Source organism: Prevotella sp. khp7 (assembly GCF_900109055.1).
Taxonomy (GTDB): Bacteria; Bacteroidota; Bacteroidia; order Bacteroidales; family Bacteroidaceae; genus Prevotella.
Genome location: NZ_FOIV01000003.1, coordinates 474,213 through 498,754, shown reverse-complemented (window position 1 = coordinate 498,754; position 24,542 = coordinate 474,213). Strand labels below are relative to the sequence as shown.

The window sequence follows — 24,542 nt, the reverse complement described above, 5'->3', positions numbered from 1 at the left end:
AAAAAAAGACATTGCCTTTCGGCGATGTCTCTTTTATTTCTGATTGGCACTGCTCACAAAAAAAGACATTGCCTTTCGGCGATGTCTCTTTTCGAGGGTGCCCGGTGGGACTCGAACCCACGACATTCAGAACCACAAGCAAGTTGTCTAATTGCCTAGGACCCCTGTATTTATCGGCATTTCAGCGTTTCTGCATTTTGCTTTTGCGCCAATTTCGCGACGAATTTCCGCAGAGTTGTATTTAAACATAATTTCAAATTTGAAAACATCCTCTTCGCTTGAGAATGCCTATCCCCCTCCGTTTTTGAAGGAACGATTTTCTAATCTGATTGCAAAGATACGAAAAATGTTGTAAATGCGTATAACTTTCCAAAACTTTTTGTATCTTTGCAGCTGATTTATACAGAGATTAAGCCTAATAAGATGGCAGAAGAAAGTAATAACGAGTTTCACAATGTGGTGCCGCTGCAGATACGTTTCAACGACGTTGACAAGTTCGGGCACGTGAACAATACCATATATTTTCAGTTCTACGACTCTGGTAAGACTGACTATGTCTCCACCGTATGCAAAGGTTTTGACTGGGATCGCTATGCTATCTTCGTGGTGAAGATAGAAGTGGAGTTCTTTGCCCAGATAAAAGGCACTGACCGTATTGCCGTCCGCACCCGTACTTCCAAACTCGGCAACAAGAGTTTCCATCTGGAACAGGAAATCTTTGACACTGACACGCAGGAGGTGAAGAGCCGCTGCCTGTCGATATTGGTGCTATATGACTTGGAACAGAAGCTGTCCATGCCGTTTCCCGACGAATGGCGCAAGGCCATCAGCGACTATGACGGAGTGAAATAGGCAAAGAATTAGCTTATGAAGGTCATCCATGTGGACATGGATCAGTTTTTCGCAGCTGTAGAGCAGCGTGACCAGCCGGAGCTTCGTGGCAAGCCGATAGCGGTAGGACACGATGCGGAGCGGGGTGTGGTGTCAACGGCCAGTTACGAGGCACGGCGGTTTGGCGTGCATTCTGCACAGTCCATTCAGGTTGCCAAGCGGCTGTGTCCGCAACTCATCATCGTGGAGCCGCATTTCCAAAAGTATAAGGAGGTGTCGGCACGGTTGCACAAGATATTCCACGACTATACCGACCTGATAGAGCCTATATCCCTCGACGAAGCCTTTCTTGATGTGACGGAGAATAAGAAGGGAATTGAGTTGGGCGTGGATATTGCGCGAGAAATCAAGCAGCGCATCCGTGAGACGACGGGACTGACGGCATCGGCAGGCGTGAGCTACTGCAAGTTCCTGGCAAAGATTGCTTCCGATTGGCGAAAACCCGACGGACTGACGGTGATTCACCCAGACAGGGCTTTGGACTTCATCGCACAACTGAAGGTGGAGAAGATTTGGGGAGTAGGTCAAAAGACCGCTGAAAAGATGCACCGCATGGGTATCTTTACGGGTCTTGACCTGAGAAACATGTCGCTGAGCAGACTGACTCAGGAGTTCGGCAAGATGGGACAGGTGTTCTACGATTTCTCGCGAGGCATCGACAACCGTCCTATTATCAGTGAGTGGGAACGGAAGAGTGTCAGCTGTGAGCAGACCTTTGAATCGGACATCAGCGAGAATGCTGCCGTCACCATTCATCTGTATCACACGGTGCTCGAACTGGTCAGGCGCATAGAGAAGAACGATTTCGAAGGTCGGACGTTGACATTGAAAGTAAAATTCTTAGACTTCCAGCAAATCACCCGCAGCATCACCGTTGACCATATTCTCCGCACCAAAGATGAGATCCTGCCGTTGGCGAAACAACTGATGCAGCAAGTGGAATTCCACTCACACCCCATCCGACTGTTAGGATTGGGCGTTTCCAATCAAAAGATTGCCACACCACAGGAAGAAAATCAATGGATTGAGTTGGAATTGGAATTTGAGCCATGGCCAGAGAAATAAATAAAGAGGAGCAACACCGCAATGGATGCTGCTCCCAACTGTTTTTAGATGTTTCAATCTTATTTAGACAAAGCCCTGCGAGGCTTATGATACCTCGATGGCCTTGGTGACCTTCTGCTTCGGCTCGGTCTTCGGCATGGTGACGGTTAGGATGCCGTCCTCGACCTTGGCAGAGATCTGATCCTTCACCACATCGTCTGGCAACGTGTAGCTCTGCTCGTAGTTCGAGTAGCTGAACTCGCGGCGCAGATAGTGATGGTGCTTGTCCTCTTGCTTGTGTTCCTGTTTGTTCTCAATGGCGATAGTGAGGTTGCCCTCATCATTGATGGCTACGCGGCAATATTCTTTCTTGATGCCTGGAGCTGCAAGTTCCATTACATAGCTCTTGTCTGTCTCCTTGACATTGACTGCGGGTGCTGTACTGTTGGCACGAGGCATGAAATCAGTGTTAAAGAAATCATCAAACATTGTTGGGAACCAACCATTGCTTTTCATTAATCCGTTCAACATAATCAATACCTCCTAATTATACTTTTAAATTTGACATTTTGTTACTTGATTGCCTCTGCTTTCGCTTCAGCTTTCACTAACAGATAAGCAAAGTACATGCCTATGGAAAGAATCCGTACCAGAATGACAATCTCAGAAGTCAAACTGGCACGGATTTTAAACTCGCTTAAACTATGCTGACAGTTTATTAAACTCCTTTAAACATTGTCTCGATTTTGACAGCACAAAAACTGCCATCTATTACAGACGGCAGTATCGAAGGTTGTTCAAGAATTGATCACTTCACCTCACGTTCCTGAATGGTCTTGCCAGATCCCCAAGCCGTGCCGACTTTCTCGCCGACTACACGGTATTCGTTCTTGGCAGAATCGAAGATGACGGGCTGAAGCTTGCCGAGGTCGATGTTACCCTCCTCGTCGAGGATGCTCTCGTCAGCACTCATGTTGACAATCTCGCCAACGACACGGGCACCACCGTTCTCGTCTTCATCGAAGGTCACGACCTTGCACTCCAGCGTCAGCTTGTACTCGTTGATGATAGGTGCATCGACATTGGGACTTGGTGTGATGGTGAATCCCGCTTTAGCCACCTTGTCGGGCACGTCGTTGCCGGACACAATGCCGAAATAGTCGCTCTGGACAATATCACCCTTCGTGGCAAAACTGATGGTGAAAGCCTTCTTCAGACGGATATTGTCCGTGGTCTTGTGCTTGGAGAGTTCGAAGGTGATGTGTTTAGGTCCGCACTGGCCTCCCCAAGCAGCCATCATCACGTCGGGATTCTTGTTTTCGTCCCATGTAGCAATCATGATGGCGGGCAGTGGTGTGATAACAGCCTTGTCGCTGAAGTTCTTGCGACCCTCAACTGCCTTTACCTCGACTTTCTCCTGAGTAGGATTCTCATTGACGTTTGCCTCACTCTTCTGCTCCTTATTTCCACAGGCGGCAATGAGCAGTACGCCTGTCAGCACGAGGGCTGATGATTTCATAAAATTCTTCATACCTTTATTCTTTTATTTCTTGTATTTTTCGATCATAGCCCGCAAGGTGGCACCATGATGGCCTTCCTGCTTGGCAAAAATCTCCATCTCGTCGGCAGCCTCGTTCATGCCTGCAGCCCGGAATGCCTGGGCAAACTGGTTCACCTGTTCCTCTCCCTTTTCCTCTCCGGCTGCAAAGTTCTCTGCGATCTGCCAGATGTCTGCATTATACTTGCCGTTGAGCGTGGCATAGAATCCGGCATGAACGGCCTCCTGATTGGCCATCTCTATGAAGGTTTCCGAGACCTCTTCGGGATAGCCTTGCTCCTTTGCCATACGTGCGAGGGCATAGTACGTCATCACTCCTGCGGCTTCAGCCTTGGCGGCTCCGTCGCATAATTTCTCAAAATCTGTTCCTTTTGTAAGTCCGTAAATCATATTGTATTTTTTTATTGCTTTCTGAATTTATTCCGTAGCCGTTTATAACCTTCAACGCCCAAGATCGTCAGACCTCCATACTGGCAGGTCTTGGCCAGTCCGAAGAGCACAGCCCAAAGCACGCCTTTTGCTGCTGTACTGACAGGCAGCAGCATTTGGGCAAAGGACAGGATGTAGAAGGGAATGCAGCTCAACAGGACGATGACACCAGTCCTGAACGAAAGGGATTGCAGCCACTCTTTGATCTTCATGCCCATTCGAAGTTATCCTTTCCTGCAGCTGTTACAGAGTTTCTTGCAATACTTCCAGCCACCTGTTGACCAAAGGGCGAGGAAGATGAGTACCGGCTGGAAGAACAGTCGGATGAGACGGGCCTGATCGGTGTTGAGACCGAAGGCATCGATATGGTTCACATACTGGTTGATGTTGCCTGGGAAGATGAGCACATAGAAGAGTGCGAGCAGCGCACCGACGAGTGCTTTCTTTTTCCAGAGGAACAACATGCCAAGGCCGAGGGCAATCTCAACCACGCCCGATGCCAGCACGACAAAATCTGTAAAGCCCGGACTGAACTGAAGCCATGTAGGTACTTGTGCTACGAACTCCTGACGAGCTATCGTCAGATGACTGATGCCTGCGTAGGTCATGAAGAGACCAAGTAGCAGACGGAAGCATAATTTGATATATTTCATTTTTGTGTCGGTTGTTTATTTCTTTAATGTTTCGATGATTGAATCTAATTCACTGGCCAGAAGCGTGTAGTCATCCATCTGGAGCGGGCAGGCTTTCAACGTTTCACCCATGCCTGCAGGGATAAGCTTGTAGGCTTCTTCCTCCATATCGCGGCCTTTCTTTGTTAGGCTGACTATCTGCTGGCGCTTATCCTCCTTGCCACGCTTGCGAACCACGATACCAAGTTTCTCCATACGCTGAAGCAAGGGCGTAACGGTGTTTGTTTCGAGCAGCAGACGATGAGCAATGTCGTTCACTGGTTGGGAATCCTGCTCCCACAGCACCATCAGAACGAGGTACTGCGGATAGGTAATACCCAACTCATTCAGCATCGGCGTGTAAGCCTGTGTAATGAGACGTGCCGCCGTATATAGACGGAAGCATATCTGGTTGTCAAGCTGTAATTCTGCGTGCATATTCTAAATTCTTAACTCTTAATTCTTAACTCTTAACTCTTAATTAAAAACCTACAGCATTTCCTCAATGTCCTTCTCGAAGTCTTTGGGCTCTGTGGTGGGCGCAAAGCGCTTGATGGTCTCACCATCCTTTGAGATCAAGAACTTGGTGAAATTCCACTTGATGTCACTGTCCTTCTCCACGCTCTTGCTGATGGCCTTGAAGAGCGTCTTGGCAGCTTTGGCTTTCAGGCCGTTGTACTCCTCGGTGGGTGCCTGTGTTTTCAGATACTCGAAGATGGGCTGGGCATCGGGGCCGTTGACATCACCCTTCTTCATAATCTGAAATGTAACACCGTAGTTCAGTTGGCAGAACTCCTCAATCTTTGCATCGCCCTCAGGATCCTGTTCCTTGAACTGGTTGCATGGGAAGCCGACAATCACCAGTCCCTTGTCCTTGTACTTCTGGTTCAGTTCCTCCAGTCCTGCAAATTGAGGTGTGAATCCACACTTGCTGGCTGTGTTGACAATCAGCAATACCTTACCCTGAAACTGTGAGAAATCAATCTCCTTACCTTTGCTTGAAAAAGCCTTGAAATCATAAATCTTTGCCATATCTTTTACCCGTTTGTATCGTTCACGATGCAAAGGTAAGAAGAATGTTTTATATCGCAAGCGATTTATCGAAATCTTTAAGAGAGTTTAACAATATATCGCCTGCGATGTTTTCTTCGAGTACTCTTTAGAAGACAGATGCTACCAATGAATACAGGTAGCTGCCAAAGCTGACGAGTGCCCATATCATCAAGGCTATGAGCAATAGTAGGAAAATGAGGACGATGGCAGACTGCCAGGCTCGTTGGTTCACTTGCTTGATGATGGTCTCATCACCGTCAACAAAGCCCTGAATCATTGCCATATTCTTTGTGTTGGCACGATGGAAGATGTCGATAACGTCACCGACGAAGAAGGGAATCATGCCCAAGAGCACGTCACGCAGGGCATTATTGAGGACGGCCAGCGTCAAAGGTATGCTCTTGATGACTCTCGACGAGAAATATATGAACGGCACTACACAGAGTAACACAAGGGCATCGCCCCAGCCAGGGATGATGCCAATGAGTGCATCCAGATAGTAGCGATCCATGTAGCGCGTCAGACCACTCATCGTCTGATAGGCTTTGTTGTCCATCAGACGTTTACGCTGCAGTTCACGTTTCACGTCCTTGCTCACGGGCTATACAACCTCTTTGCCAAAAGGTGAAAGAGCCAGCTTTGCAAGTCGGAAGTGCATCTTTCCGAATGGGATGCCGATGATGGTGATCATCAGTATCAGTCCTGCGATGAAATACTCCAAGGCTATATGCAGGCCTCCGAAGATGACCCAGATGATGTTTCCTAACGTCTTCATTGATCTGATTTAGATGACAACAGCCGTTCCGCTGGTGGCTACCATGAGCATTGAGCCATTGGCTCCGACAGTCTCATAGTCGATGTCGATGCCTACGATGGCGTTGGCTCCAAGAGCCTGAGCACGTTGTATCATCTCCTGCATGGAGGTGTCCTTGGCTTCGGAAAGTACCTTCTCGTAAGCGCCAGCTCGACCGCCTACGATGTCGCGGATGCCTGCAAAGAGGTCCTTAAACATGTTGGCGCCAATAATGGTTTCACCTGCCACAATACCCTTGTATTCGCGGATGGTGTGACCTTCAATCTGTGGGGTTGTTGATAGTATCATAATCGTTATCTGTTAAGAGTTTCTAATTATTAGACATTACTCCGAGGCAAAAAGTTGCAGTATACTTTACTAAAAATCGGTTTTATAACAACAAAATACATCATTCTGCCCGATTTTTCGTACTTTTGCAGCAAAATTACAAAAAGAATCCGATGAAACTACCGAAGTTTATTATCACAATGGACGGTGTTTTTCGTCTGGGAATGGTTGACCAACACAAGCATCTGCTGCTGCCTGGCGACCAGTGCATTGGCGGTGGCTATTACACGTTCGACTTCGTTTCAAACCGAATCATCCTAGATAGAGAGTCGTACGACTTCGGACGGCCCAAGTGGCACCTGATTGACACGCTGAAGGTGCCCGCGACCTACCGCGGTCTTCGCATCGTCTATAAATACGATGATGGTTTCCACGATGATTTCAATGTCAGCAAAGAACTGCAAATAGAATACTATGACTAAATGATAAATCAGAAAGAAAATGGTACAACAAATTGAGATAACACTGCCCCCCAAACGCAGAGGGTTTCACTTGGTGACAAGCGAGATTATGAGCAAGTTGCCACCACTACCGAAGACGGGCATCGTGAACATCTTCACGAAGCACACCAGTTGCGGACTGAGTCTCAATGAGAATTACGACCCTGACGTACGTGTAGATATGGAAACCATCTTCAACCGTCTTGTTCCAGAGAACAGACCTGAATACGAACACACCTTAGAGGGTGCCGACGACATGCCTGCTCACGCTAAGTCCACGTTAAGCGGTGTGAGCATCACCATCCCCATAACCGACGGACATTTGAACCTTGGTACTTGGCAGGGCATCTACTTCTGCGAATATCGCAATTATGGCGGTTCCAGAGAATTGGTTGTAACAATCATCGGAGAATAATACAAATAAATATTTGTGATAGTTTTTAACCATTAAGGCCAGGGAGAATGGATATCAGACTGTTTGAATTCCATTCTCCCTGTTTCATAGTTATTACATGAACACATTTCTTGATTTTTATTAAACATTGCTGTTGATTCATTTCATCGTGAAAAAAGGTAAAATTGCACGCTAATACGCAAAAATTATTGCTCAGAATCGACAAAACTCGTTTCAACATACACCAAATATGGCTTAACACTTTTATTTCCAAAAAGTTATTTCAATTTCATACATACACTAAACCTCCACTAAACCTCCACTAAAATGCCAAAAACTCCACGACTTTCAGAAAATACTCCATGAGTTTTTGTGAAAACTCGGCCCTTTTTGAGCAAAACTCGCCCCCTCTTGTGTAGTGGAGGTTTAGTGGAGGTTTAGTGGAGGTACAAAATTGTACACTCACTTCCGTATATAGCTATAAACAAGCTATTTACACTGAAAGATATATCTACTTAGTGGAGGTATAGACTAAAATTGAAAAAATGGAAGAAAAAAAATCACGCAAAAATCTAAAACTCTGACAGGCGAAAGACGACAAATAATCAAAAAGTACTTAAAAAAGTACATGCTAATTTGCAAATATAGAATAAAACATCTATTTTTGTACCGGTAACATATAGCAACAAAAAAAATGAAATACCAATATCCATTTGGACAAACCGTCAAAACATTAGTCCAGCAAGACCGCACACCTAAAAAAGTATTTGTTCTTGGAGTTTATGCGAGTGCTGTACATGCTCGTTGGAAGAGAAATGGTAAAACCGAATGCACAGCTCTTGCCGTAGCAAGTGAGCCACGCATTTTCTGGGATGGCAACATCGAGGAGGCAAAGGAAATCATTTCAAAAATCAGTATCCCCAAGGAGGCAGGAACATTGGAGCCTGCAGGCAGTCATCTCAATGGCCCTTCTGCAAAAGTTCTCGACGAGCATATCCTTGGTACTTTAGGATACACAAGGAAAGATGCATGGCTTTGCGACCTCCTTCCTGAAACACGACTGAACTCTGGTCAGGTCAAGGTTATTACCGAACGCTACAATCCGCTGATTGAGCAATATGGTCTGAATAAAGTCACAATCCCAGAGCGTCCAAATGTATTCTGCGACACTCAGCGATGCCAGGAAATTTTGTCCGAACTCAAAGAGTCACAGGCTAGCCTTTTAGTTCTGCTTGGTGACATTCCCATTGCACAGTTCCTGAATTCTGTGGCAGACGTTCCTTACAAATCACTCCAGGAGTACGTCGAAATCTATGGTTATGGCAAAGCTACAGCAGCTACCATTGACGGTCACACCATAAATGTTCTCCCATTGGCACACCCGCGCCAAATTGGTGCTCTGGGTGCCCATAGCGAGAAATGGAATACACTCCATCAAAAGTGGGAAAGAAACAAATAAATACATACTTCATGGATAAAGAATTCAGTTTTATCAAAGGCGACAAATCTCCTCAAGAAATAAAGGCAGAGTCAGTAGACCAAATCCTTTATCAAGATTTTGCAAAAAAGGATTTGCCCATAGTTGAAGAAAAGCAATCTGGTTATGAAGATCCAAGATGGATAGAGAAAAGCAATTCAATCAAAGCACGTGATAATTATACATGTCAATTATGCCATACATTTAACCCAATGCAAGGTGGGCTTATGTATATTCAACAAGGTGAGTATGAGACCTATCATCAATATATGCCACCCAGTAGTTATCAAATTCATGTAAGAGAATTCGATTTCACAATCAATTTCGATTTACTATCTGGGTATCATATTACTATGCCAAGATTGAATGTCCACCATAAAATATACTATCGAAACAGAAACTTATGGGACTATCAAGATGATTGTTTAGTCACCTTATGTGATAAATGTCATCATTACATACATTCACTAAATAACATTGGTATTCCAATCGTAGAAGAGGATTCAAATGGTAATCCTCTCCTTATTGGTTATACTCAGCCCAAACCATATCAGCCTCAAATAGACCACACAGATTTATCTACATTTAAGCCATTATCTATAGTTAAAGAAAACCTCTGGGGTATTGATTTAAAAGGGAAAGATGCAATAGACTTTAAAAAGGCAAAGAGTGAAAATAAAAAATGGTATGATTATCAAGAAATATTAGACCAATATGTTGTACGTATTACAACATTCAAATCATACGATCCACGCTGGAATAAACATACTCCTGATGAAATAAAGAAAGTCGCAGAGTTCGTTATTTTGGATTTTGTTGAAAACATCCTTGGTTATACAAAAAAGAAATAATATTTTGTCTTTTTCACAATATTATCTGCTTCTATACCTTTGCAGTATGGAAGCAGTTTTTAATATCTCATTGCCCACCAGTTGGGCAGATCTATCGGACAAGCAGCTGTTCATGGTCTATGGACTATTCGCACGTGACTTGTCTGCAGCAGAGGTCAAGACACTCTGCCTCATGAAGTGGAACGGCCTGAAGGTGCTGGCCACTCTGCCTCGCCACCGTTTCCTCATTAAGAGAAAAGAAGAGCCGGAAGTGGCTCTAAGTACGAGGCAGATTCAGCAAGCCACCTCAGTCCTTGATTTCCTGGATAGGCTTGTCACAGGCCTTCCTCGAATACGGTCTGTGGCAAGACTTCGGCACAGGAAAAGAAATTCCCCGTGGCAACCACGGGGATATCGGTCGTGAAAAGCGTCGTGTCGCTAAAAAATGGTTCTCTCGAAAGTATTACTCCTCAGTCCTCAACCTCCGCGACTTCCTGGCTGATAACATCGGCCAGTCATTCGTCGGCGTTGTAGCCAAGGCGCTAGACGATAATTATAGGAGATACAACCATTAAAAAAAGCGCAGGATGAAAACCTGCGCCTAGGGAACATGTTTGTTGCATTTTGGTATTGTAAATACCCATAGATAGCAAGGACATCAAGTCCTGTATCTGTATAAAAGGATAGAGGCATCACAAAACCTGCGTTATAAATTTCTGCAAATTTAGCCCCCACACCAAAGCTAATGACAATATATAAGATATTGTCCATTGCAACTGAAACAACCCTGTTAAAGGTTGACTTAACATTTTTGATAAATGTAGTCAACTCAGAAAATAAAAATCTCTTCATAACTACATTATTATTATGTTAAACATATTCTCTACACCGTTTTGGGATTCGAACCCAGATGCCGTCACCATCTCCTAAATGACGATGCTGATGCAAAGGTAGTAATTTTATTCCATATTTCAATAAGGAAATATAAAAAACATTATAATTATATTTTTTCGCCCTCTTTGGTGATTTCCCAGAATGAAATACTTTTTTCATCCGTAAACTCCTTCATTCGCCAAGCTGACTTAAAACCGCTGGCCACGAAGTGCATGGGTACAAAAAGGCCGACCTTGAAGCGCTCAATAAATTGTCGGCCTCCAAGGGTATAGCCATTACCTATGCGACCATCAACAGGGAACATCACCACGTCGAAACTATCAGCAATCTTGCGAATAACCTTCAGTTCGCCTAAATACTGCTTCTCATGGGCTATCGGGTCAATATCTTCGTCGAACTCCTCACTATAGATAGTTTCCCCAGGCTTGGCTTCAGACAAGAACCTCGCATACCAGTTGTTCAAATCGCCAGAATGGAAGATTCGTTTACCTGCTGTCTCTACAATCCAAGACACGCCGCTATCGGTACTGCCTAATGCCCAGACCGTCAAAGTGTCGTCGAACCATGTACCGCCCTTTGCCAGCCATACGTCAGCTTCTTCCTTCCGGGCTCTCCGATGTTTATAAATGTCCTTGGATAGTATATAGGTGATATTCTCATGCTGCTGTCTCCACTCGAAGATAGCAGAATTGAAGTGATCTTCATGGAAGTGACTGGAGAATACGTAAACAGGCTTATTCTTCTTCAGGAACGGGGACACAACACCATTCAAATCCACCCAATAGTCAAATATCAGGATGGATTTTTCTGTTTCAAGGACGAAGCTGCTGTGAAATACGTAGGTCAATGTCATGCTTGATGCCATACTTACAACAGAAACAAGGCTATCGCGGCACAGGCCTCAGCATCGGCCAGAGCATGGTGATGATTCTCGAGGTTGTAGCCACAAGCGGCTGCTACGGTATGCAGTTGGTGATTGGGCAACGAATGACCAAACTGACGGCGTGAGGCTGTCAGAGTATCATAGAAACGGTAATCTGGATAATCCATCTGATAGACTCTGAAAACGGCTTTGAGGCAGCCTTCGTCGAAACGGGCATTATGAGCCACAAATGGTAGGGCGGCTATCTGATATCGGGCATCGTCAAGTTCTTGGCCTGAGAAGAATATATCTGCGATGCGCTCCTCCAGCTGTTTCCACACTTTAGGGAACACTGGTGCATCGTCTGTTTCTATCTGGGTGATACCATGCACTCGTTGACACCAATAGGAATAGTAGTTAGGTTCCGGCTGTATCAGGCTGTAGAACGAGTCTTCAACTTGACCGTCACGAACCATGACTACTCCCACCGAGCAGACACTCGATGGTTCCTGATTGGCTGTCTCAAAATCGATGGCGATGAAGTCTCTAAGCATTTTTATTTTGTATTTCACGATAATCTGAGAGAAGATTCCAAAGACCATCTTCTGACAGTACTCCGCGTTTCAAGTCGGAGGGGAGAATCCCAGCCTCATCAGCAGCTAAGTCCTGTTTCCACAAATCGCTGCCATAGTATTTGCTGAGTTCGGCCACATCTGCTTTAACAGCCTTCAACGAAACAGCTGCCCCATCCTTAATGGCAGCCAAGGCTTTATTGAAGCGTTGCTCCATCCACTTGATTCGCTCAATTTGTAAAAGCTTACAGATTGAGTCCTCTCTGATAACCTTGGGTGCAGACCTCCCTGCCAACACCAACACCTTCTGACCACTACGATAGATGTGAAGCTGTCGTGAACGGACTACCGCCGTCAACTCTGCATCGTCCTGCATAGCTAACCAAAGAGGATGATAGATACCATCCTCTTCAAACAGTTTCCGCTGCAAGTGCGAGCACATATTGCTGGTGTCAACAGTCATCAATAGTCTCAATGATTATATGTTTTCTGCCATCTTACGACCAGCCATATCACTGCCTACTGACTTTGCCCCTTCAGCAAATGCCTGTAACATAGAGGCCGTATTGAAATTCTTTCTTACACCTCCATCGATAATCATAATCTTCTTTGCCATAAGCCATTCATTTTGCTGGTTCCCACTTACAACGAACGGGTGACACAATGGCACCGTCCTTCTTCAATTCTGCAAAAGCTTTGTCCACTTCTTTGCGGTCAACGCCCAGAGCTTTTGTCACATCACCTGCCGATACGGGCTTCCCAGCCTCGCGCATAGCATTTAATACTTTTTCTTTCATAAGCTGTTGTTTTAGTAAGTATGCAATATTGCGGCGTAAATATACGAATTAAACTTCATATCGTAACAATACAAAGAGAAAGATTGTGATTATTTAGGAAATACACCACATAAAGATATCCTGATTCCTATCTATGCAAATACTTCCAAAGTTGAATGGAATCGTCGTGATGGCGCAGCTTGTTGACAATCATCACAAGTTGCTTCTGGAGTGCTTGTGGGGTAATTCCATGCTGTCGGGCCAGTTCCTTCACGGAACGTTGCTTGCTGCCCATGCCAAGTATCTGGCGAAGCAGCAGGTTCTCGTCATCAGTCAGCGCATGATCAAGCAAACTGTATATTTTCTCCGACAGTTCAAACCTTGGTGCACCTTGCAGCATATATGGGTCTTCTGTATCTACAATCCCATCCAGACTGCCAAAGTTCTCCCAACGGTCTTCGAGCTGCATCTGCAGATTCTCTTCGTCATACAGTTCTGTTACGTCCATCCTTCTGTTTGTAATTACCTTAATTCAACTAAATCTGCGTGCAAAATTAACACAAAAAGCAGGAAAATCAGTATCTTTGCAGAACTATTTTGAGAATAAATGCATAAAAGGAGCACATTCAGATAATACTCCAATGACAAAAATTCAGATTATTACTGGATTTTTCGTACTTTTGCAGCAAAATTACAAATCATCATGATTCGGAATCTGTTATTGATAGCTCTTGGTGGAGCCGTTGGGTCGGTATTAAGGTACCTGGTTTCTTCGTTGAACACCTCGTTTCCTTGGGGTACTTTCACGGTCAACATTCTTGGTTCACTGCTGATTGGATTACTGGTAGGATTAGTGAGCAAAGGCATGTTGTCACCTGAATTGAAACTGCTACTCGTGACAGGATTCTGTGGCGGTTTCACGACCTTCAGCACCTTTGCCAACGAGTCCTTTAGCATGGTGAAAGCCGGTGATATCCTGCTAACAGCACTCTATGTTGGTGCCAGCGTTTTTATCGGTGTTATTGCCGTCTGGGGTGGTATGATACTATCAAACCATGTAATGAGAGGATAGCTGCATGACACGATATGCACTCACAAATGCTGTAGATGAGGTTAACAGAAAAACAAAGATATGGTACAACAAATAGAAATTACACTGACTCCAAAGCGTCGCGGTTTCCACTTGGTAACAAGCGAAATCATGCGACAAGTGCCCCAACTGCCAAAGACTGGTATCATCAACATGTTCTGTAAGCATACGAGTTGTGGACTGAGTATCAATGAGAATGCAGACCCCGACGTAAGGGTGGATATGGAGACCATCTTTAATCGTCTCGTACCAGAGAATCGTCCAGAGTATGAGCATACCTTGGAAGGTGCAGACGATATGCCTGCTCATGCCAAGTCAACATTGAGCGGTGTCAGCCCCACTATTCCCATTACTGACGGACGCTTGAATCTGGGAACCTGGCAGGGCATCTACTTCTGCGAGTACCGCAATTATGGTGGTTCCAGGGAGTTGGTAGTGACAATCATAGGCGAATAAGAATATAAAAAATCCGCAACCTTATTGAGATTGCGGATTTTTTTACTGTCCTGGAGCAGGAATCACCCCAAGTTGCATTAGGAGTGAGAACATATCAGGTAAGCCATGCTCACGGATAATCTTTCCATCCTTGAATTCATAGATATTCATGGCCGTTACACAGATTTTCTTGCCTGTGGCGGGCATGCCCATCAGTGGTTGCGTCTGTGTGCCTGTCATTGTGTAGCGCACCAGAATCTTGTCACCCTCGGAAATGGTTTCCTCTATCTTCCATTGAATATCAGGCATTGCGCCACGCATCATAGCCAGCACACCCATATACCCCTCAAAGCCCTTCATTGGCTCTGGTGAAGTAGGAGCGTAGAAGATAACGTCGTCACTAATAATCGGTTTGCCAATGGCAGCATCTCCTGTGTTGATAAACTGAAGGAATTGCTCAATAAGTTGTCTGTTTGTATTCATATCTTGGATTGTTATAAAATGAAAAAAATTAATTGTCCTTGAATCTCTCGCCTACGAAACCTTGTCCAACCTCGCCTGCAATGAGGTCGAAATGCTGGAATACGGGCGGTGTCGGAGATAAATCGTAATAGTCCATCTCAGCTATTGGCAGACAGAAATATTCCATCTGGTCATAGCTCGTATAAAGACGGGGCAGTACGGGATTGTTCTCGTATATCCATCGCTTTACATCATCCTCCACATTGAAGTTCACCATCCCTGAACATCTAACGGATATATTATCTGCGTAGGCCAGTATCTCAACATTGGGATTCTGGCGTAACTCCCGATAGACTGCCTTCTGTACAGAAGTGGCAAAGTAGAGCACATGCCCTTCCTGCTTCATGATCTGGAAGATGCGCAACTTAGGAAGATTGCCCTCGCACGTTGCAAGGGCAATCTCTTTGTGGTCTTTCAGAAACTGAATTGCTTTGTCGAACATCTCGCTTACCATTTCAGTTCTTCCTGCAGGATGACACCATCAGTCATGGGACTGTCAGCCTCGGTGAAGGCATTGGCCTTGTACTGGATGCAGAGCATAGTCAGGTTCTCACTGCCCGTGTTCTTCAGCGCACGCTTGCCATCGGGAGCGACGCGGATGATGGTACCTTCGCTGACTGGAAAAATCTCACCATCTACCTGATACTGACCTTCACCCTTCAGGATGAAGTAAAGTTCCTCGTGAGTCTTGTGGGTGTGCAGGAAACCACTGTCCTGACCAGGAATGAGTGTCTGGAAACTCAGTTCGCTACCAGTTGCACCTACGGCCTGACCTGCGAACACCTTGCCCTGAATGGTTACGTTCGGTCCCATGGGGAGCACGTGCTCGATAATCTCACTCATCTTACCTACGCTTACTGCGCTGAAGTTCTTTCCACTCTTAATTGTCTCAATCTGTTTCATAATTCTTATTCGTTTAAAATGTTATTTGTTCGTTTTGACGCTGCAAAGGTACAGCGAAAAAATCATTCCCACAAGAAGGCACTTTTTGGTGAGATAGTTACCAAAAAGTAGGAATTGGGATGTTATCGCACTTCCGCGGAAACCACTTTAACTCAGATTAACATAGTATAATGTCGTAAGTTGGTAACTATTTGCTACCTTTGCGCTGTAAACAGCGCGAGAACAGGCTGCGTCTCAGCAATTCGAGCAAGCTCGATTGCGTTCGGCTTGCACTGTCCTTGCCGAAAATTCTAGAGTTATGGCAGATATACAGGCAGAGTATCTGGCTTGTCCGATACGTAATGTGATAAGTCGCTTTGGCGACAAGTGGTCAATGTTGGTGCTTTATCAGCTCCACGTTAGCGAAACTGGCATCCTTCGTTTCAATGAGATGCGTCGCCTGATGACAGACTGTTCCCAGAAGATGCTTTCGCAGACGCTGAAGAATCTGGAGCAGAGTCATCTGGTGCATCGCGAGGTTTATCCAGAGGTTCCCCCACGGGTGGAGTATTCCCTAACAGATACAGGCAAATCATTGATGCCTGTCCTCACAGCCCTCATCGATTGGGGTAAGGAGCATTTTGATGAGGTAGTAACGGACTGAGCGTATGGCACTACCTAAGTTTATCATCACAATGGATGGATATTTCCGTCTTGGTATGGTCAATCAGCATAAAGACCTGCTGAAGCCAGAAGATCAATGCATCGGTGGCGGCTATTATCATTTCGATTACACCACCAACCGCATCCTGCTCGACAGGGAATCCTACGACTTCGGCAGACCGAAATGGCATCTGCTTGATACGTTGAAAGTGCCGTCAGTCTATCGTGGATTGCGGCTTGTCTATACCTACGATGATAATTTCCACGACAACATTGACATCAGCGAGGAATTGAAGATTGAGTATTATGACTGACTTTGATTCCATCTGGCGCACTCAGGATGAAATCAGAACGGTAGTGAATGCCGTTCTGGGCGAATGTATCTGGAATCTCAGTTACAGCGAGCGACGCATGGCAATCGAACTGGAATTGACTGTCACCCTCGATGATGATGCCATCGGCAATCTCTGCTGCCAATTCTCAATTACTGCCGACTACGAGGGCGTCGGCGCAAAAGGATCGAAATTCGCATTCTATCTTTGAATGCCTAAATAATCGAAGTCATTGACCTTTGTCGCTTAGCAAGGCTAAGAACTTATCTGGCCAACAATTCATAATCAGCTTGTTTGGGAATTCCGTTTCTGCCAGCAGCGGATAGAGTCGTTCATAATCGGCTATCTGGAAAGAAATGTCGTATGAGCCTGAAATATTTGTATCAATAAACTTACGGAGTGTCTGAGTGTCGCAACATTCAGAATACACGTCTGAATGTCATGCTTGGTTATTGATAAGTCTTGAAAATCAGTAGTTTATATATCTTTTTGATAATGCGTGAGTCTTATTTTAGTAGTTCCACTTTTGGATATGATTACCATTTTTGGAAATAAAATTGGCGCAAAATGTTTTAGATATAATATATAAGTCGATTTCTTGGTATTTTGTAATGATGTAATTACTTAAGAATCAGATATTTGTAACTGGTTTCTATCTAAAGATTCTAAATTTGATTTTGCGCCAATTTTGCGCCAATATTTCCTGTTTTAACATAAAACCGTTGGAATTTAAGTTAAATTTAAGTTAACATCTTAATTTAAGGATAAAAAGAAAAACCTTGTAAGTTATTGACCTACAAGGTTTTATGAGGGTGCCCGGTGGGACTCGAACCCACGACATTCAGAACCACAATCTGACGCTCTAACCAACTGAACTACGGGCACCATTTACGCAGTGTGAAAAACCACGCTTGCTGGTTTTGCGGGTGCAAAGGTAGTCAGATTTTTCGAGACTGCCAAACTTTTCGCTGATTTTTTTCAGTGAAAGTTGTTTTTTCCCTTTTCCACCAATGTCAATGCTCCCCGTGATTCGAAGAAAAGCCCCTGCACCGACCTCAACGGCCGACAGGGGCATTCCTTCTGATTGCCACCATTGCAACAGCCGTATTGACCGCCCTCGGCACAACGAGCTGCATGAGTGTGTAGGGTGAGAAAAGAAAAAAGTCCTCGGATGGTGAACGTCCGGGGACTTTTTGTTAACCTCTTACAGTGATTTCAGGAACTGCAGGATTTTACTTTGCAGGCTGGGCGGGAGCCTCAGCTGCGGGAGCCTCAGCTGCGGGAGCCTCGGCAGCGGGAGCTGCGGGCTGGGCGGCATTAGCGGGCTGCTGGCTTGCACCGAAACCGGGAAGGTTGTTTGGATTGGTGGCAGGAGCCTGGTAGTTCTCCATTACAGAGCCGCTACCGCTGGCCTGAGGAGCTACGTAAGCACAAGCCACGCTGATCACTACCATGAAGGCAGCAAGGCCCCATGTGGCCTTCTCGATGAAGTCGGTGGTCTTGCGGACACCGCCGATCTGGTTGTAACCAGAGAACTGAGAAGCAAGTCCGCCTCCCTTTGATTCCTGAATGAGCACGATGCCAATCATGAGCAGGGCTGCAATCACGATGAAAATTACAAATAATGTGTACATCTTTTTTACTTTATTTTTTTATTATTATTTATTATCAGCTTCTCTAAAAAGCGTATTTGGTCTGCAAAGTAAGCATTTTTTTTCGGAAATTGCAAACTTAATCGCTGAATTATTTCAAGGGCTTTCGAATATCTGCCTTGTTTAACATAAATTCGGGCCAAAGTTTCGGTAAAGTACTCTTCTCCAACCTCTTCTTCGGGTGTATCGGGCTCTGTTTCGGTCTGAGGCGTCAGCAGCGGACCTTCGTTGAGTATGATGCGCCCCTTGTCAGAATTTATGAACGAGTCTATCAGGTCTTGTCCAGGCATCTGAGGCAGCTCGCCAGGCATCGGTTCGCCCTCGGGTTCGCTCTCCATCAGATAGGCAACATAGTCGATGGCGGCATCGGCTGGTGTGGGCTTGCGTTTGGCTTTCTTGGGCTCTTCGTCGTCTTTGGGTATGGAGCCGAGGAAGTTGTCAATCAGCGAGATTGTGCGGCTGGTGCCCTGGGGCTCGGCGGCGGGAGCGCTGGCGGGCTTCTGGGCTGGGCGCAGCTGGTAGTGTCGGCCTTCAATCATGTCGAACAGCACGCGGCGGTCGGTGATGTAGATGGCTGCACGGCGCAGTTCCTCGTCGAACGTGGGGTCGTGGAGCAGGAAGAGATTCTGTAGCAGCAGCAGGCGCGCCGTCTGGTAGTAGGGATAGAGTGCCAGCGTAGAGCGCAACTCGTAGAGCGTGTCGCGGTCTAAGCGTTCGGGGTGCTTGATGAGCTCGGTTATTCTCTCCATTCTTTCTTACCAGTTGGCTACGGTTGCGTTGAATATCTGGTCGATGATGGCATCGAACATCTTGCCTACGAGTTCCTCCTGTACGGAGTTGAGCGAGAGGGTTGAGTCGTAGCTCTCCTGAGCCGTGAACTGCTGTTCGAAGTCCTCAGCGTGGTTTGTATTGTTGGTAAACCTCACGTTGACGGTGATCGAGAGCTCGGTAGAGGCTGAGTAGCCCTCGGCGCTGACGGCCTTGTTGCGCTGCTCGTAGCGGATGATTTCGCCCTCTATCTTCAGGTCGCCATTGCGTTTCACCTGTTCCAGCTTGGTATGGCTGGCGTACTCGTCTTTCAGACGGTTGTTGAACATCGACCCCATAGGTGCCCACACATAGCTGGAGCGCACGGGAAAGTCGGCGATCTGGATGGTTTTAGTCTTGTTATAATCGATGCTGGCGCCGTTGAACTTATAGCTCACGGAGCAGGATAAAAGTAAAAGGGCAACAAGGTAAAGGGGTAGAACCTGGCACAGTTTTCTGCCAACACCGGATTGCCTTATCATTGAGAAAATCTTATCTTTCATCTTTTTACTTTTTCTTCTTACTTTCCACCCCACCCGCTCAGCTGTCGAGTCCATACTGCTTCAGTCTGCGGTAGAGCGTGCGATCGCTGATGCCCAGCTCCTGCGCGGCTTTACGGCGGTTGCCGTGGTTGCGCTCCAGGGCTTTCTCGAGCATCTGCTTGCTCACGTCGTTCAGGTTCAGGTTCTCGGGCTCCCGTTCGGGTTCTACATACTCCTCGGCAAAGGCGTCCTCGGCCATCGGCTGCATGGGCTGCATATGGCTGATGGGCTGTATCGGCGCCAACTGGGTGCCTCCTGATATCTGCGTGCCCGCGCCTGCTGCTCTTGTGCCCTGCACGTCGTCGAGCTGCTTTTTCAGCAGCCCCATCTCGCGGCGCATGTCGTTCACGTTTCCGCGCAGTTCGAAGAGTATCTTGTAGAGTATCTCGCGTTCGTTCTCAAACGAGTGGTCGCCCTCGCGATGGATGGTGGCCAGCTGGGTGGTCTCCTGGTCCTGCGGAATAAACTGGCTCAGCATGGCTGCCGTGATGTTGCGTTCGGGCGAGAGAATGCTGATCTGCTCGGTGATGTTCTTCAGCTGGCGCACGTTGCCGGGCCACTTATACTTCATCAGCAGCTGCTTGGCGCCCTCGTCGAGCACCACGCGGTCCATCTTGTACTTCTCGGCCATCTGCATAGCAAACAGGCGGAACAGCAATACGATGTCCTCGCCACGGTCGCGCAGAGGCGGTATCTGGATGGGTATCGAGTTCAGGCGATAGTAGAGGTCCTCGCGGAAGCGGCCCTCGCTGATGGCCTGACGGATATTCACATTGGTGGCTGCCACGATGCGCACATCGGTCTTGCGCACCTCGGTGGCTCCTACGGGTATATACTCGCCCGTCTCGAGCACTCGCAGCAGGCGGGCCTGAGTGGCCAGCGGCAGTTCGCCCACCTCGTCGAGGAACAGCGTACCCTTGTTGGCCACACCGAAGTAGCCTGGCGAATCGTTGATTGCGCCCGTAAACGAGCCCTTAACGTGGCCGAACAGTTCGGAGTCGATGGTACCCTCGGGGATGGAACCGCAGTTGATGGCGAAATACTTCTCGCGGCGGCGGGGAGAATTGTCGTGTATCACACGGGGGATAATCTCCTTACCCACTCCGCTCTCGCCGACGATGAGCACACTAAGGTCGGTCGGCGCCACTTGCAGAGCGACGTCGAGCGCATGGTTCAACGCTTCGCAGTTGCCTACGATGTTGTACCGCTGTTTGATTGTCTGAAGTTCAGAAGTCTTCATTGAGCTGACAAAATTACATATTATTTCTGAATTATCTGCAATTTTGGCAGAATTTTAACACAAATATCATTTTTCGCGCTTGTCGAACTTGATCAGCGCCAAGCCGACGGCCGTCCAGATGAGTTCGCGCACACGCACCAGCAGCGCCACGAAGATGCCCGCCTGAGCCGACAGGCTGAGTCCCTCGGTAGACATGAGGAAACCGCCCTCGCGGCCACCCAGTTGCAGAGGCATGAAAAAGAGCATGTTGGCGAAAAGCGTGGTGAAGGCGTAGATGAGCACGCATTGAGGTATCGTCACCTCAGGCATGATGACCAGCAGGATGAAGTATATCTCGAGCGTGGAGAACAGACGGCAGCCGAGTTCGAGCAGCACGGCAGCGACAAACGTGCGGGGATTCTGATTGTGAAGCGCCGCTATCTGAGCATCGACCTCGGCCAGCTTATCCTTGTTGCGCTCCACATAAGGCTGAGCCCACTTCTTCACCATCGGGAAGTGGCTCAACAGCTTCATACCCGTCACGGCAATACCTTTACGATAGCCCCGCTGGAAGAACCAGATAGCCAACAAAGCCACGGCTGCGATGATGGGCAGCAGAATATAGGTGATGGGGGTCATCTTCTGTGTGAACAGGTAGAGAGGCACCGAGAGCAGCCAGAACCAGAAATGGCTGTAGATGTGGGTCATCACGAAAAGGATGACCGACGACGAAGCTTTCTGACCGCCGATCTTCGGCGAGAGCGACATGATGCGATAGGGTTCGCCGCCCATCAGTCCGCCTGGCGTAGCATAGTTGAGCGCAAAGGCCGAGATGGTGATCTTATAGAGCCACCAGAAGCCCACCTTGCACTTACGGCACACACCATGCTCGTTGCCGATGCTGTTGATAATGATATACCACGAGGCGGTGTTGAGCATGTAGAGCACGCCCCAGAGGGCTATCACGGCGAGAAACCAGTAGCCGGCATGCCTGACGCCAGCCCATACTTCGTGGAAGTCGAGCTGTGTCACCATCACGATCAGCACTATCAGACCGAAGATGAAAAAGCCGTTCTGGTATTTCTTCTTCATTCCTTCGTTTCAGCAGGAGCAGCAGGCTGCGCTCCTGGCTGGGGTTTCTTGAACAGGTCCTTGGCCTTGGGCATGGCAAAACGGGCCTTATCGCCGTCTTCGCGCTTCTCATGATAGAGTTTCGGCAACGGATGGGCAAAAGGTGCATCATAGCTGATGCGGTTGCGATACATGTCGATGGCCGTATAGATGGCATGACGCAGCGAGTGTTCGCTGGCGACACCCTGTCCGGCAATATCGAAAGCAGGACCGTGGTCGGGGGTAGCACAGATGGCGGTGATGCCCGCCTTCAGTTTAACGCCATACTCCTGAGCAAGGGTGTCGAAGGCCGCCACAGCCTGATCGTCGAACATAGCCAGAACACCATCGAACTGCTCATACAGATTATTGCCGAAGAAGTCGTCGGCTATGTAGGGGCCAAAGGCCTGAACATGCTCTTTCTCCATCGCCTCGATGGCGGGACGGATGATTTCATTCTCTTCAGCGCCCTCCTGAGGATTCAGCGCCAGCACGGCGATACGGGGGTTGGAGATGCGGAAATCGCGCTTCAGACTCTGATGGAAGATAACGGCCTTATCGACCAGCCTTTCCACAGTAATCGACTGAGGCACATCCTTGATAGGCAAGCGACTGGTTACCAAACCGATACGTACGGCATCGCACACCATCAGCAGCAGTGCCTTGTCGTCTTTCGAAGGATTGGGGTTCGGCTTCACGGGTGCCATCACCAGCACATCGTAGAGTCGCTTCACCATATCTTCCTTGGCGCGCTGCACAGCTTTACGAGCTGCCTCTGCCGACTCGTCCGTGGGCTGACCGAACTCCACCTTCACGTCATCGTCGAAAGCAGCCAACACGTTCAGACGCCCCTCGCGGGCCTCCTCGGCATTATTGATGGCATTGAACGGAATATCCAGATTCAGTGCCTTACGATGATAGGCTGCCACCTTGGGCGAGCCATATATAATAGGTGTACAGAGCTCAAGCATCATGGGGTCTTCAAACGTTTTGAATATCACCTCATAGCCTATGCCGTTGGTATCTCCGTGCGTGATGGCCACGCGAATTCTTCTATCTTCCATATTTGTCAATTATCGTTTTATCATTTCTCTTTCAGCCCTCCCTTGGCGGCCGTCGACAGCAAGCCACACGCGGCAAAGATGTCTTGACCACGGCTGGCGCGTATGGTTGTAAAGACACCGTGCTTCGTCAGATAATCCCGCAGCGCCTCCATACGTTTCTCGTCGGCACCGGGCAGGTCTACGTCTGGTATCTCGTGGAAACGGATTAGATTCACCCTGCATTCCAAGCCCTGCAACAGCTTCACGATCTCACGGGCGTGAGTGGTGGTGTCGTTGAGTCCGGCAAAGCAGATGTATTCAAACGAACAGCGGCGCTGGTGGGTGAAATCATATTGCTTCAGCAAGTCGACAACCTCGGTGATTGACATCTGGCGCTCGGCAGGCATCAGCCGCTGGCGCTGCTCGGGCAGCGGCGAGTGCATCGAAATGGCTACATGGCACTCGCTCTCATCAAGGAAACGCTTCAGTTTGCCCTTTACGCCCACACTGCTCACCGTGATGCGGCGAGGGCTCCATGCATAGCCCCAATCCTGCGTCAGCACCTCTGTGGCACGCAACACGTTGTCGAGGTTATCCATCGGCTCTCCTTGTCCCATGAACACGATATTGGTCAGCGTCTCACGCTCTGGCAGCGCATAAATCTGGTTCAGGATGTCACCAGCCGTCAGACTTCCCTCGAAACCTTGCTTACCCGTCTGACAGAACAGGCAGTTCATTTTACAACCTACCTGACACGATACGCAGAGCGTGGCTCTGTCGCCATCAGGAATGTATACCGTCTCTACGAATTTCGAAGCGTCGCCTACAGGGAAAAGATACTTGATGGTGCCGTCTTTGGAGCGCTGACAGTCTATGGGGTCCATCGTGCCGACAGCATACTGCTCAGAGAGCCGCTCGCGGTTGGCTTTCGAGATATTGGTCATATCATCGATACTCCTCACGTGCTGCTGATACAGCCACTTCGCTATCTGGGCGGCCGTAAACTGGGGCATACCCAGCTCTTTCACAGCAGCCTTCAGTTCTTCGAGCGACATGCCAAGCAAAACTTTCTTTTCGATGTTCATTGATTTCAAATTTGCTGCAAAGGTACGAATTACCAAGTGAAATACCAAATTTATTTGGATTTTCCATTCATTTATTTGGTATTCTCGAAAAATTATGCGAAATTTGCACCTTAAATAAACGACTAAAT

40 protein-coding genes, 1 tRNA gene and 1 pseudogene are annotated in these 24,542 nt (G+C 47.4%); 13 read left to right on the top strand and 29 right to left on the bottom strand.

Annotated elements, in window-relative coordinates; genetic code table 11:
• Positions 1 to 423: 423 nt before the first annotated feature.
• Together BMX82_RS09025 and dinB are read left to right on the top strand one after the other, a co-directional pair.
• Positions 424 to 852, top strand: a complete 429-nt coding sequence (locus BMX82_RS09025; RefSeq protein ID WP_091768596.1) for an acyl-CoA thioesterase — start codon at positions 424 to 426, stop codon at positions 850 to 852.
• A gap of 15 nt (positions 853 to 867) precedes the next feature.
• On the top strand, positions 868 to 1,956 hold the full coding sequence (gene dinB, locus BMX82_RS09020) for a DNA polymerase IV (protein ID WP_091768087.1): 1,089 nt from the start codon (positions 868 to 870) through the stop codon (positions 1,954 to 1,956).
• An 84-nt stretch (positions 1,957 to 2,040) separates the two neighbouring features.
• Here the strand turns inward: dinB and BMX82_RS09015 are convergent, their stop codons facing one another.
• The 10 genes from BMX82_RS09015 to BMX82_RS08970 all read right to left on the bottom strand — a co-directional run bounded on the left by BMX82_RS09015 (position 2,041) and on the right by BMX82_RS08970 (position 6,748).
• A complete protein-coding gene (locus tag BMX82_RS09015; RefSeq protein WP_091768083.1) occupies positions 2,041 to 2,466 on the bottom strand; it encodes an Hsp20/alpha crystallin family protein in 426 nt (141 codons plus the stop codon).
• Between the two features lie 277 nt (positions 2,467 to 2,743).
• Entirely contained in the window at positions 2,744 to 3,466 is a 723-nt protein-coding gene (locus tag BMX82_RS09010; RefSeq protein ID WP_231480215.1) for a flavin reductase family protein, read from the bottom strand.
• A gap of 12 nt (positions 3,467 to 3,478) precedes the next feature.
• On the bottom strand, positions 3,479 to 3,883 hold the full coding sequence (locus BMX82_RS09005; protein ID WP_091768080.1) for a ferritin family protein: 405 nt from the start codon (positions 3,881 to 3,883) through the stop codon (positions 3,479 to 3,481).
• Positions 3,884 to 3,894: 11 nt separating this feature from the next.
• The gene (locus BMX82_RS09000; RefSeq protein WP_410524410.1) at positions 3,895 to 4,134 is read right to left on the bottom strand and encodes a hypothetical protein; all 240 of its coding nucleotides are present in this window, start codon (positions 4,132 to 4,134) and stop codon (positions 3,895 to 3,897) included.
• A gap of 12 nt (positions 4,135 to 4,146) precedes the next feature.
• Positions 4,147 to 4,575, bottom strand: a complete 429-nt coding sequence (locus tag BMX82_RS08995; protein ID WP_033148834.1) for a DoxX family protein — start codon at positions 4,573 to 4,575, stop codon at positions 4,147 to 4,149.
• A gap of 15 nt (positions 4,576 to 4,590) precedes the next feature.
• Positions 4,591 to 5,031, bottom strand: a complete 441-nt coding sequence (locus tag BMX82_RS08990; RefSeq protein WP_091768073.1) for a MarR family winged helix-turn-helix transcriptional regulator — start codon at positions 5,029 to 5,031, stop codon at positions 4,591 to 4,593.
• A gap of 51 nt (positions 5,032 to 5,082) precedes the next feature.
• On the bottom strand, positions 5,083 to 5,625 hold the full coding sequence (locus BMX82_RS08985) for a glutathione peroxidase (RefSeq protein ID WP_091768070.1): 543 nt from the start codon (positions 5,623 to 5,625) through the stop codon (positions 5,083 to 5,085).
• 127 nt (positions 5,626 to 5,752) lie between these two features.
• The gene (locus BMX82_RS08980; RefSeq protein WP_091768594.1) at positions 5,753 to 6,232 is read right to left on the bottom strand and encodes a DUF4112 domain-containing protein; all 480 of its coding nucleotides are present in this window, start codon (positions 6,230 to 6,232) and stop codon (positions 5,753 to 5,755) included.
• A 15-nt stretch (positions 6,233 to 6,247) separates the two neighbouring features.
• Entirely contained in the window at positions 6,248 to 6,421 is a 174-nt protein-coding gene (locus BMX82_RS08975; protein ID WP_091768067.1) for a YccF domain-containing protein, read from the bottom strand.
• Positions 6,422 to 6,430: 9 nt separating this feature from the next.
• The gene (locus BMX82_RS08970) at positions 6,431 to 6,748 is read right to left on the bottom strand and encodes a heavy metal-binding domain-containing protein (RefSeq protein WP_091768064.1); all 318 of its coding nucleotides are present in this window, start codon (positions 6,746 to 6,748) and stop codon (positions 6,431 to 6,433) included.
• A gap of 152 nt (positions 6,749 to 6,900) precedes the next feature.
• Between BMX82_RS08970 and BMX82_RS08965 the strand changes: the two genes are divergently transcribed.
• From BMX82_RS08965 to BMX82_RS08945, 5 genes are all read left to right on the top strand, one after another.
• A complete protein-coding gene (locus BMX82_RS08965) occupies positions 6,901 to 7,209 on the top strand; it encodes a hypothetical protein (RefSeq protein ID WP_091768061.1) in 309 nt (102 codons plus the stop codon).
• Between the two features lie 19 nt (positions 7,210 to 7,228).
• Positions 7,229 to 7,642, top strand: coding sequence for a secondary thiamine-phosphate synthase enzyme YjbQ (locus BMX82_RS08960; RefSeq protein WP_091768058.1), 414 nt, complete (start codon positions 7,229 to 7,231; stop codon positions 7,640 to 7,642).
• Between the two features lie 673 nt (positions 7,643 to 8,315).
• Positions 8,316 to 9,080 carry a hypothetical protein gene (locus tag BMX82_RS13025; RefSeq protein WP_177172063.1) on the top strand — a complete coding sequence of 255 codons (765 nt, stop codon included), beginning with the start codon at positions 8,316 to 8,318 and terminating at the stop codon, positions 9,078 to 9,080.
• 11 nt (positions 9,081 to 9,091) lie between these two features.
• The gene (locus BMX82_RS08950; protein ID WP_143058354.1) at positions 9,092 to 9,949 is read left to right on the top strand and encodes a hypothetical protein; all 858 of its coding nucleotides are present in this window, start codon (positions 9,092 to 9,094) and stop codon (positions 9,947 to 9,949) included.
• A 293-nt stretch (positions 9,950 to 10,242) separates the two neighbouring features.
• Positions 10,243 to 10,503: a hypothetical protein gene (locus tag BMX82_RS08945; protein ID WP_177172062.1), complete on the top strand. Its 261-nt coding sequence runs from the start codon at positions 10,243 to 10,245 to the stop codon at positions 10,501 to 10,503.
• A 425-nt stretch (positions 10,504 to 10,928) separates the two neighbouring features.
• Here BMX82_RS08945 and BMX82_RS08940 read toward each other — a convergent pair whose 3' ends face one another.
• From BMX82_RS08940 to BMX82_RS08915, 7 genes and pseudogenes are all read right to left on the bottom strand, one after another.
• Positions 10,929 to 11,675, bottom strand: a complete 747-nt coding sequence (locus BMX82_RS08940) for an MBL fold metallo-hydrolase (protein ID WP_091768591.1) — start codon at positions 11,673 to 11,675, stop codon at positions 10,929 to 10,931.
• Positions 11,676 to 11,689: 14 nt separating this feature from the next.
• Complete coding sequence (locus BMX82_RS08935; RefSeq protein WP_091768052.1) at positions 11,690 to 12,238, bottom strand: 3'-5' exoribonuclease domain-containing protein; 549 nt, start codon at positions 12,236 to 12,238, stop codon at positions 11,690 to 11,692.
• Positions 12,231 to 12,473, bottom strand: coding sequence for a DUF4298 domain-containing protein (locus BMX82_RS13240; protein ID WP_091768588.1), 243 nt, complete (start codon positions 12,471 to 12,473; stop codon positions 12,231 to 12,233). Before BMX82_RS13240 ends, BMX82_RS08935 begins: the two co-directional genes overlap by 8 nt.
• 21 nt (positions 12,474 to 12,494) lie before the next feature.
• Positions 12,495 to 12,719, bottom strand: a pseudogene (locus BMX82_RS13235) (hypothetical protein); the annotation flags it as partial.
• A gap of 15 nt (positions 12,720 to 12,734) precedes the next feature.
• Positions 12,735 to 12,872 (bottom strand): hypothetical protein, encoded by a 138-nt coding sequence (locus tag BMX82_RS13020; protein WP_177172061.1) that lies wholly within the window; start codon positions 12,870 to 12,872, stop codon positions 12,735 to 12,737.
• Positions 12,873 to 12,879: 7 nt separating this feature from the next.
• Positions 12,880 to 13,053 (bottom strand): helix-turn-helix domain-containing protein, encoded by a 174-nt coding sequence (locus BMX82_RS08920; RefSeq protein ID WP_091768049.1) that lies wholly within the window; start codon positions 13,051 to 13,053, stop codon positions 12,880 to 12,882.
• 127 nt (positions 13,054 to 13,180) lie between these two features.
• Positions 13,181 to 13,540, bottom strand: a complete 360-nt coding sequence (locus BMX82_RS08915) for a hypothetical protein (protein ID WP_091768046.1) — start codon at positions 13,538 to 13,540, stop codon at positions 13,181 to 13,183.
• 195 nt (positions 13,541 to 13,735) lie between these two features.
• Here BMX82_RS08915 and crcB point away from each other — a divergent pair, with 195 nt between their 5' ends.
• Together crcB and BMX82_RS08905 are read left to right on the top strand one after the other, a co-directional pair.
• Positions 13,736 to 14,104: a fluoride efflux transporter CrcB gene (crcB, locus tag BMX82_RS08910; RefSeq protein WP_091768043.1), complete on the top strand. Its 369-nt coding sequence runs from the start codon at positions 13,736 to 13,738 to the stop codon at positions 14,102 to 14,104.
• A 60-nt stretch (positions 14,105 to 14,164) separates the two neighbouring features.
• The gene (locus BMX82_RS08905; RefSeq protein WP_091768040.1) at positions 14,165 to 14,578 is read left to right on the top strand and encodes a secondary thiamine-phosphate synthase enzyme YjbQ; all 414 of its coding nucleotides are present in this window, start codon (positions 14,165 to 14,167) and stop codon (positions 14,576 to 14,578) included.
• A gap of 42 nt (positions 14,579 to 14,620) precedes the next feature.
• Here BMX82_RS08905 and BMX82_RS08900 read toward each other — a convergent pair whose 3' ends face one another.
• The 3 genes from BMX82_RS08900 to BMX82_RS08890 are packed head-to-tail and all read right to left on the bottom strand — an operon-like array spanning position 14,621 to position 15,982.
• A complete protein-coding gene (locus tag BMX82_RS08900) occupies positions 14,621 to 15,040 on the bottom strand; it encodes an ester cyclase (protein ID WP_218142020.1) in 420 nt (139 codons plus the stop codon).
• Positions 15,041 to 15,068: 28 nt separating this feature from the next.
• The gene (locus BMX82_RS08895) at positions 15,069 to 15,521 is read right to left on the bottom strand and encodes a pyridoxamine 5'-phosphate oxidase family protein (RefSeq protein WP_255396584.1); all 453 of its coding nucleotides are present in this window, start codon (positions 15,519 to 15,521) and stop codon (positions 15,069 to 15,071) included.
• Between the two features lie 5 nt (positions 15,522 to 15,526).
• Positions 15,527 to 15,982, bottom strand: a complete 456-nt coding sequence (locus BMX82_RS08890) for a cupin domain-containing protein (protein WP_091768035.1) — start codon at positions 15,980 to 15,982, stop codon at positions 15,527 to 15,529.
• 298 nt (positions 15,983 to 16,280) lie between these two features.
• Between BMX82_RS08890 and BMX82_RS08885 the strand changes: the two genes are divergently transcribed.
• Genes BMX82_RS08885 through BMX82_RS08875 form a run of 3 tightly spaced genes read left to right on the top strand, consistent with a single transcriptional unit; the run spans position 16,281 to position 17,167 of the window.
• Positions 16,281 to 16,625: a winged helix-turn-helix transcriptional regulator gene (locus BMX82_RS08885; protein ID WP_091768032.1), complete on the top strand. Its 345-nt coding sequence runs from the start codon at positions 16,281 to 16,283 to the stop codon at positions 16,623 to 16,625.
• A 4-nt stretch (positions 16,626 to 16,629) separates the two neighbouring features.
• Entirely contained in the window at positions 16,630 to 16,938 is a 309-nt protein-coding gene (locus tag BMX82_RS08880; RefSeq protein WP_091768029.1) for a hypothetical protein, read from the top strand.
• Positions 16,931 to 17,167: a hypothetical protein gene (locus BMX82_RS08875; RefSeq protein ID WP_091768027.1), complete on the top strand. Its 237-nt coding sequence runs from the start codon at positions 16,931 to 16,933 to the stop codon at positions 17,165 to 17,167. Before BMX82_RS08880 ends, BMX82_RS08875 begins: the two co-directional genes overlap by 8 nt.
• Positions 17,168 to 17,185: 18 nt before the next feature.
• Here the strand turns inward: BMX82_RS08875 and BMX82_RS08870 are convergent, their stop codons facing one another.
• Complete coding sequence (locus BMX82_RS08870; protein ID WP_091768024.1) at positions 17,186 to 17,386, bottom strand: hypothetical protein; 201 nt, start codon at positions 17,384 to 17,386, stop codon at positions 17,186 to 17,188.
• 381 nt (positions 17,387 to 17,767) lie between these two features.
• Positions 17,768 to 17,841 (bottom strand) — tRNA-His (locus BMX82_RS08865).
• 159 nt (positions 17,842 to 18,000) lie between these two features.
• Between BMX82_RS08865 and BMX82_RS13330 the strand changes: the two genes are divergently transcribed.
• Positions 18,001 to 18,102 (top strand): DUF6486 family protein, encoded by a 102-nt coding sequence (locus tag BMX82_RS13330; protein WP_410524413.1) that lies wholly within the window; start codon positions 18,001 to 18,003, stop codon positions 18,100 to 18,102.
• An 86-nt stretch (positions 18,103 to 18,188) separates the two neighbouring features.
• On the opposite strand, the gene secG is transcribed toward BMX82_RS13330, so the two are convergent.
• The 7 genes from secG to rlmN all read right to left on the bottom strand — a co-directional run bounded on the left by secG (position 18,189) and on the right by rlmN (position 24,414).
• Positions 18,189 to 18,590: a preprotein translocase subunit SecG gene (secG, locus tag BMX82_RS08855; protein WP_036911340.1), complete on the bottom strand. Its 402-nt coding sequence runs from the start codon at positions 18,588 to 18,590 to the stop codon at positions 18,189 to 18,191.
• 5 nt (positions 18,591 to 18,595) lie between these two features.
• Entirely contained in the window at positions 18,596 to 19,357 is a 762-nt protein-coding gene (locus BMX82_RS08850; protein WP_036911342.1) for a hypothetical protein, read from the bottom strand.
• Positions 19,358 to 19,363: 6 nt separating this feature from the next.
• The gene (locus BMX82_RS08845) at positions 19,364 to 19,897 is read right to left on the bottom strand and encodes an LptE family protein (protein ID WP_051949752.1); all 534 of its coding nucleotides are present in this window, start codon (positions 19,895 to 19,897) and stop codon (positions 19,364 to 19,366) included.
• Positions 19,898 to 19,955: 58 nt separating this feature from the next.
• Positions 19,956 to 21,197, bottom strand: a complete 1,242-nt coding sequence (locus BMX82_RS08840; protein WP_091768020.1) for a sigma-54 interaction domain-containing protein — start codon at positions 21,195 to 21,197, stop codon at positions 19,956 to 19,958.
• A gap of 66 nt (positions 21,198 to 21,263) precedes the next feature.
• Complete coding sequence (locus BMX82_RS08835; protein ID WP_091767999.1) at positions 21,264 to 22,268, bottom strand: lysylphosphatidylglycerol synthase transmembrane domain-containing protein; 1,005 nt, start codon at positions 22,266 to 22,268, stop codon at positions 21,264 to 21,266.
• On the bottom strand, positions 22,265 to 23,350 hold the full coding sequence (locus BMX82_RS08830) for a PdxA family dehydrogenase (RefSeq protein WP_036911348.1): 1,086 nt from the start codon (positions 23,348 to 23,350) through the stop codon (positions 22,265 to 22,267). Before BMX82_RS08830 ends, BMX82_RS08835 begins: the two co-directional genes overlap by 4 nt.
• Before the next feature lie 20 nt (positions 23,351 to 23,370).
• Positions 23,371 to 24,414 (bottom strand): dual-specificity RNA methyltransferase RlmN, encoded by a 1,044-nt coding sequence (gene rlmN / locus BMX82_RS08825; protein ID WP_091767996.1) that lies wholly within the window; start codon positions 24,412 to 24,414, stop codon positions 23,371 to 23,373.
• Positions 24,415 to 24,542 lie beyond the last annotated feature (128 nt).

Excerpts from the sequence above, each read along its gene's own strand:
- BMX82_RS09025 (WP_091768596.1), top strand. The coding sequence starts at position 424 with ATGGCAGAAGAAAGTAATAACGAGTTTCACAATGTGGTGCCGCTGCAG.
- dinB (WP_091768087.1), top strand. The coding sequence starts at position 868 with ATGAAGGTCATCCATGTGGACATGGATCAGTTTTTCGCAGCTGTAGAG.
- BMX82_RS09015 (WP_091768083.1), bottom strand. The coding sequence starts at position 2,466 with ATGTTGAACGGATTAATGAAAAGCAATGGTTGGTTCCCAACAATGTTT.
- BMX82_RS09010 (WP_231480215.1), bottom strand. The coding sequence starts at position 3,466 with ATGAAGAATTTTATGAAATCATCAGCCCTCGTGCTGACAGGCGTACTG.
- BMX82_RS09005 (WP_091768080.1), bottom strand. The coding sequence starts at position 3,883 with ATGATTTACGGACTTACAAAAGGAACAGATTTTGAGAAATTATGCGAC.
- BMX82_RS09000 (WP_410524410.1), bottom strand. The coding sequence starts at position 4,134 with ATGAAGATCAAAGAGTGGCTGCAATCCCTTTCGTTCAGGACTGGTGTC.
- BMX82_RS08995 (WP_033148834.1), bottom strand. The coding sequence starts at position 4,575 with ATGAAATATATCAAATTATGCTTCCGTCTGCTACTTGGTCTCTTCATG.
- BMX82_RS08990 (WP_091768073.1), bottom strand. The coding sequence starts at position 5,031 with ATGCACGCAGAATTACAGCTTGACAACCAGATATGCTTCCGTCTATAT.
- BMX82_RS08985 (WP_091768070.1), bottom strand. The coding sequence starts at position 5,625 with ATGGCAAAGATTTATGATTTCAAGGCTTTTTCAAGCAAAGGTAAGGAG.
- BMX82_RS08975 (WP_091768067.1), bottom strand. The coding sequence starts at position 6,421 with ATGAAGACGTTAGGAAACATCATCTGGGTCATCTTCGGAGGCCTGCAT.
- BMX82_RS08970 (WP_091768064.1), bottom strand. The coding sequence starts at position 6,748 with ATGATACTATCAACAACCCCACAGATTGAAGGTCACACCATCCGCGAA.
- BMX82_RS08965 (WP_091768061.1), top strand. The coding sequence starts at position 6,901 with ATGAAACTACCGAAGTTTATTATCACAATGGACGGTGTTTTTCGTCTG.
- BMX82_RS08960 (WP_091768058.1), top strand. The coding sequence starts at position 7,229 with ATGGTACAACAAATTGAGATAACACTGCCCCCCAAACGCAGAGGGTTT.
- BMX82_RS13025 (WP_177172063.1), top strand. The coding sequence starts at position 8,316 with ATGAAATACCAATATCCATTTGGACAAACCGTCAAAACATTAGTCCAG.
- BMX82_RS08950 (WP_143058354.1), top strand. The coding sequence starts at position 9,092 with ATGGATAAAGAATTCAGTTTTATCAAAGGCGACAAATCTCCTCAAGAA.
- BMX82_RS08940 (WP_091768591.1), bottom strand. The coding sequence starts at position 11,675 with ATGACATTGACCTACGTATTTCACAGCAGCTTCGTCCTTGAAACAGAA.
- BMX82_RS08935 (WP_091768052.1), bottom strand. The coding sequence starts at position 12,238 with ATGCTTAGAGACTTCATCGCCATCGATTTTGAGACAGCCAATCAGGAA.
- BMX82_RS13240 (WP_091768588.1), bottom strand. The coding sequence starts at position 12,473 with ATGGAGCAACGCTTCAATAAAGCCTTGGCTGCCATTAAGGATGGGGCA.
- BMX82_RS13020 (WP_177172061.1), bottom strand. The coding sequence starts at position 12,872 with ATGGCAAAGAAGATTATGATTATCGATGGAGGTGTAAGAAAGAATTTC.
- BMX82_RS08920 (WP_091768049.1), bottom strand. The coding sequence starts at position 13,053 with ATGAAAGAAAAAGTATTAAATGCTATGCGCGAGGCTGGGAAGCCCGTA.
- BMX82_RS08915 (WP_091768046.1), bottom strand. The coding sequence starts at position 13,540 with ATGGACGTAACAGAACTGTATGACGAAGAGAATCTGCAGATGCAGCTC.
- crcB (WP_091768043.1), top strand. The coding sequence starts at position 13,736 with ATGATTCGGAATCTGTTATTGATAGCTCTTGGTGGAGCCGTTGGGTCG.
- BMX82_RS08905 (WP_091768040.1), top strand. The coding sequence starts at position 14,165 with ATGGTACAACAAATAGAAATTACACTGACTCCAAAGCGTCGCGGTTTC.
- BMX82_RS08900 (WP_218142020.1), bottom strand. The coding sequence starts at position 15,040 with ATGAATACAAACAGACAACTTATTGAGCAATTCCTTCAGTTTATCAAC.
- BMX82_RS08895 (WP_255396584.1), bottom strand. The coding sequence starts at position 15,521 with ATGTTCGACAAAGCAATTCAGTTTCTGAAAGACCACAAAGAGATTGCC.
- BMX82_RS08890 (WP_091768035.1), bottom strand. The coding sequence starts at position 15,982 with ATGAAACAGATTGAGACAATTAAGAGTGGAAAGAACTTCAGCGCAGTA.
- BMX82_RS08885 (WP_091768032.1), top strand. The coding sequence starts at position 16,281 with ATGGCAGATATACAGGCAGAGTATCTGGCTTGTCCGATACGTAATGTG.
- BMX82_RS08880 (WP_091768029.1), top strand. The coding sequence starts at position 16,630 with ATGGCACTACCTAAGTTTATCATCACAATGGATGGATATTTCCGTCTT.
- BMX82_RS08875 (WP_091768027.1), top strand. The coding sequence starts at position 16,931 with ATGACTGACTTTGATTCCATCTGGCGCACTCAGGATGAAATCAGAACG.
- secG (WP_036911340.1), bottom strand. The coding sequence starts at position 18,590 with ATGTACACATTATTTGTAATTTTCATCGTGATTGCAGCCCTGCTCATG.
- BMX82_RS08850 (WP_036911342.1), bottom strand. The coding sequence starts at position 19,357 with ATGGAGAGAATAACCGAGCTCATCAAGCACCCCGAACGCTTAGACCGC.
- BMX82_RS08845 (WP_051949752.1), bottom strand. The coding sequence starts at position 19,897 with ATGATAAGGCAATCCGGTGTTGGCAGAAAACTGTGCCAGGTTCTACCC.
- BMX82_RS08840 (WP_091768020.1), bottom strand. The coding sequence starts at position 21,197 with ATGAAGACTTCTGAACTTCAGACAATCAAACAGCGGTACAACATCGTA.
- BMX82_RS08835 (WP_091767999.1), bottom strand. The coding sequence starts at position 22,268 with ATGAAGAAGAAATACCAGAACGGCTTTTTCATCTTCGGTCTGATAGTG.
- BMX82_RS08830 (WP_036911348.1), bottom strand. The coding sequence starts at position 23,350 with ATGGAAGATAGAAGAATTCGCGTGGCCATCACGCACGGAGATACCAAC.
- rlmN (WP_091767996.1), bottom strand. The coding sequence starts at position 24,414 with ATGAACATCGAAAAGAAAGTTTTGCTTGGCATGTCGCTCGAAGAACTG.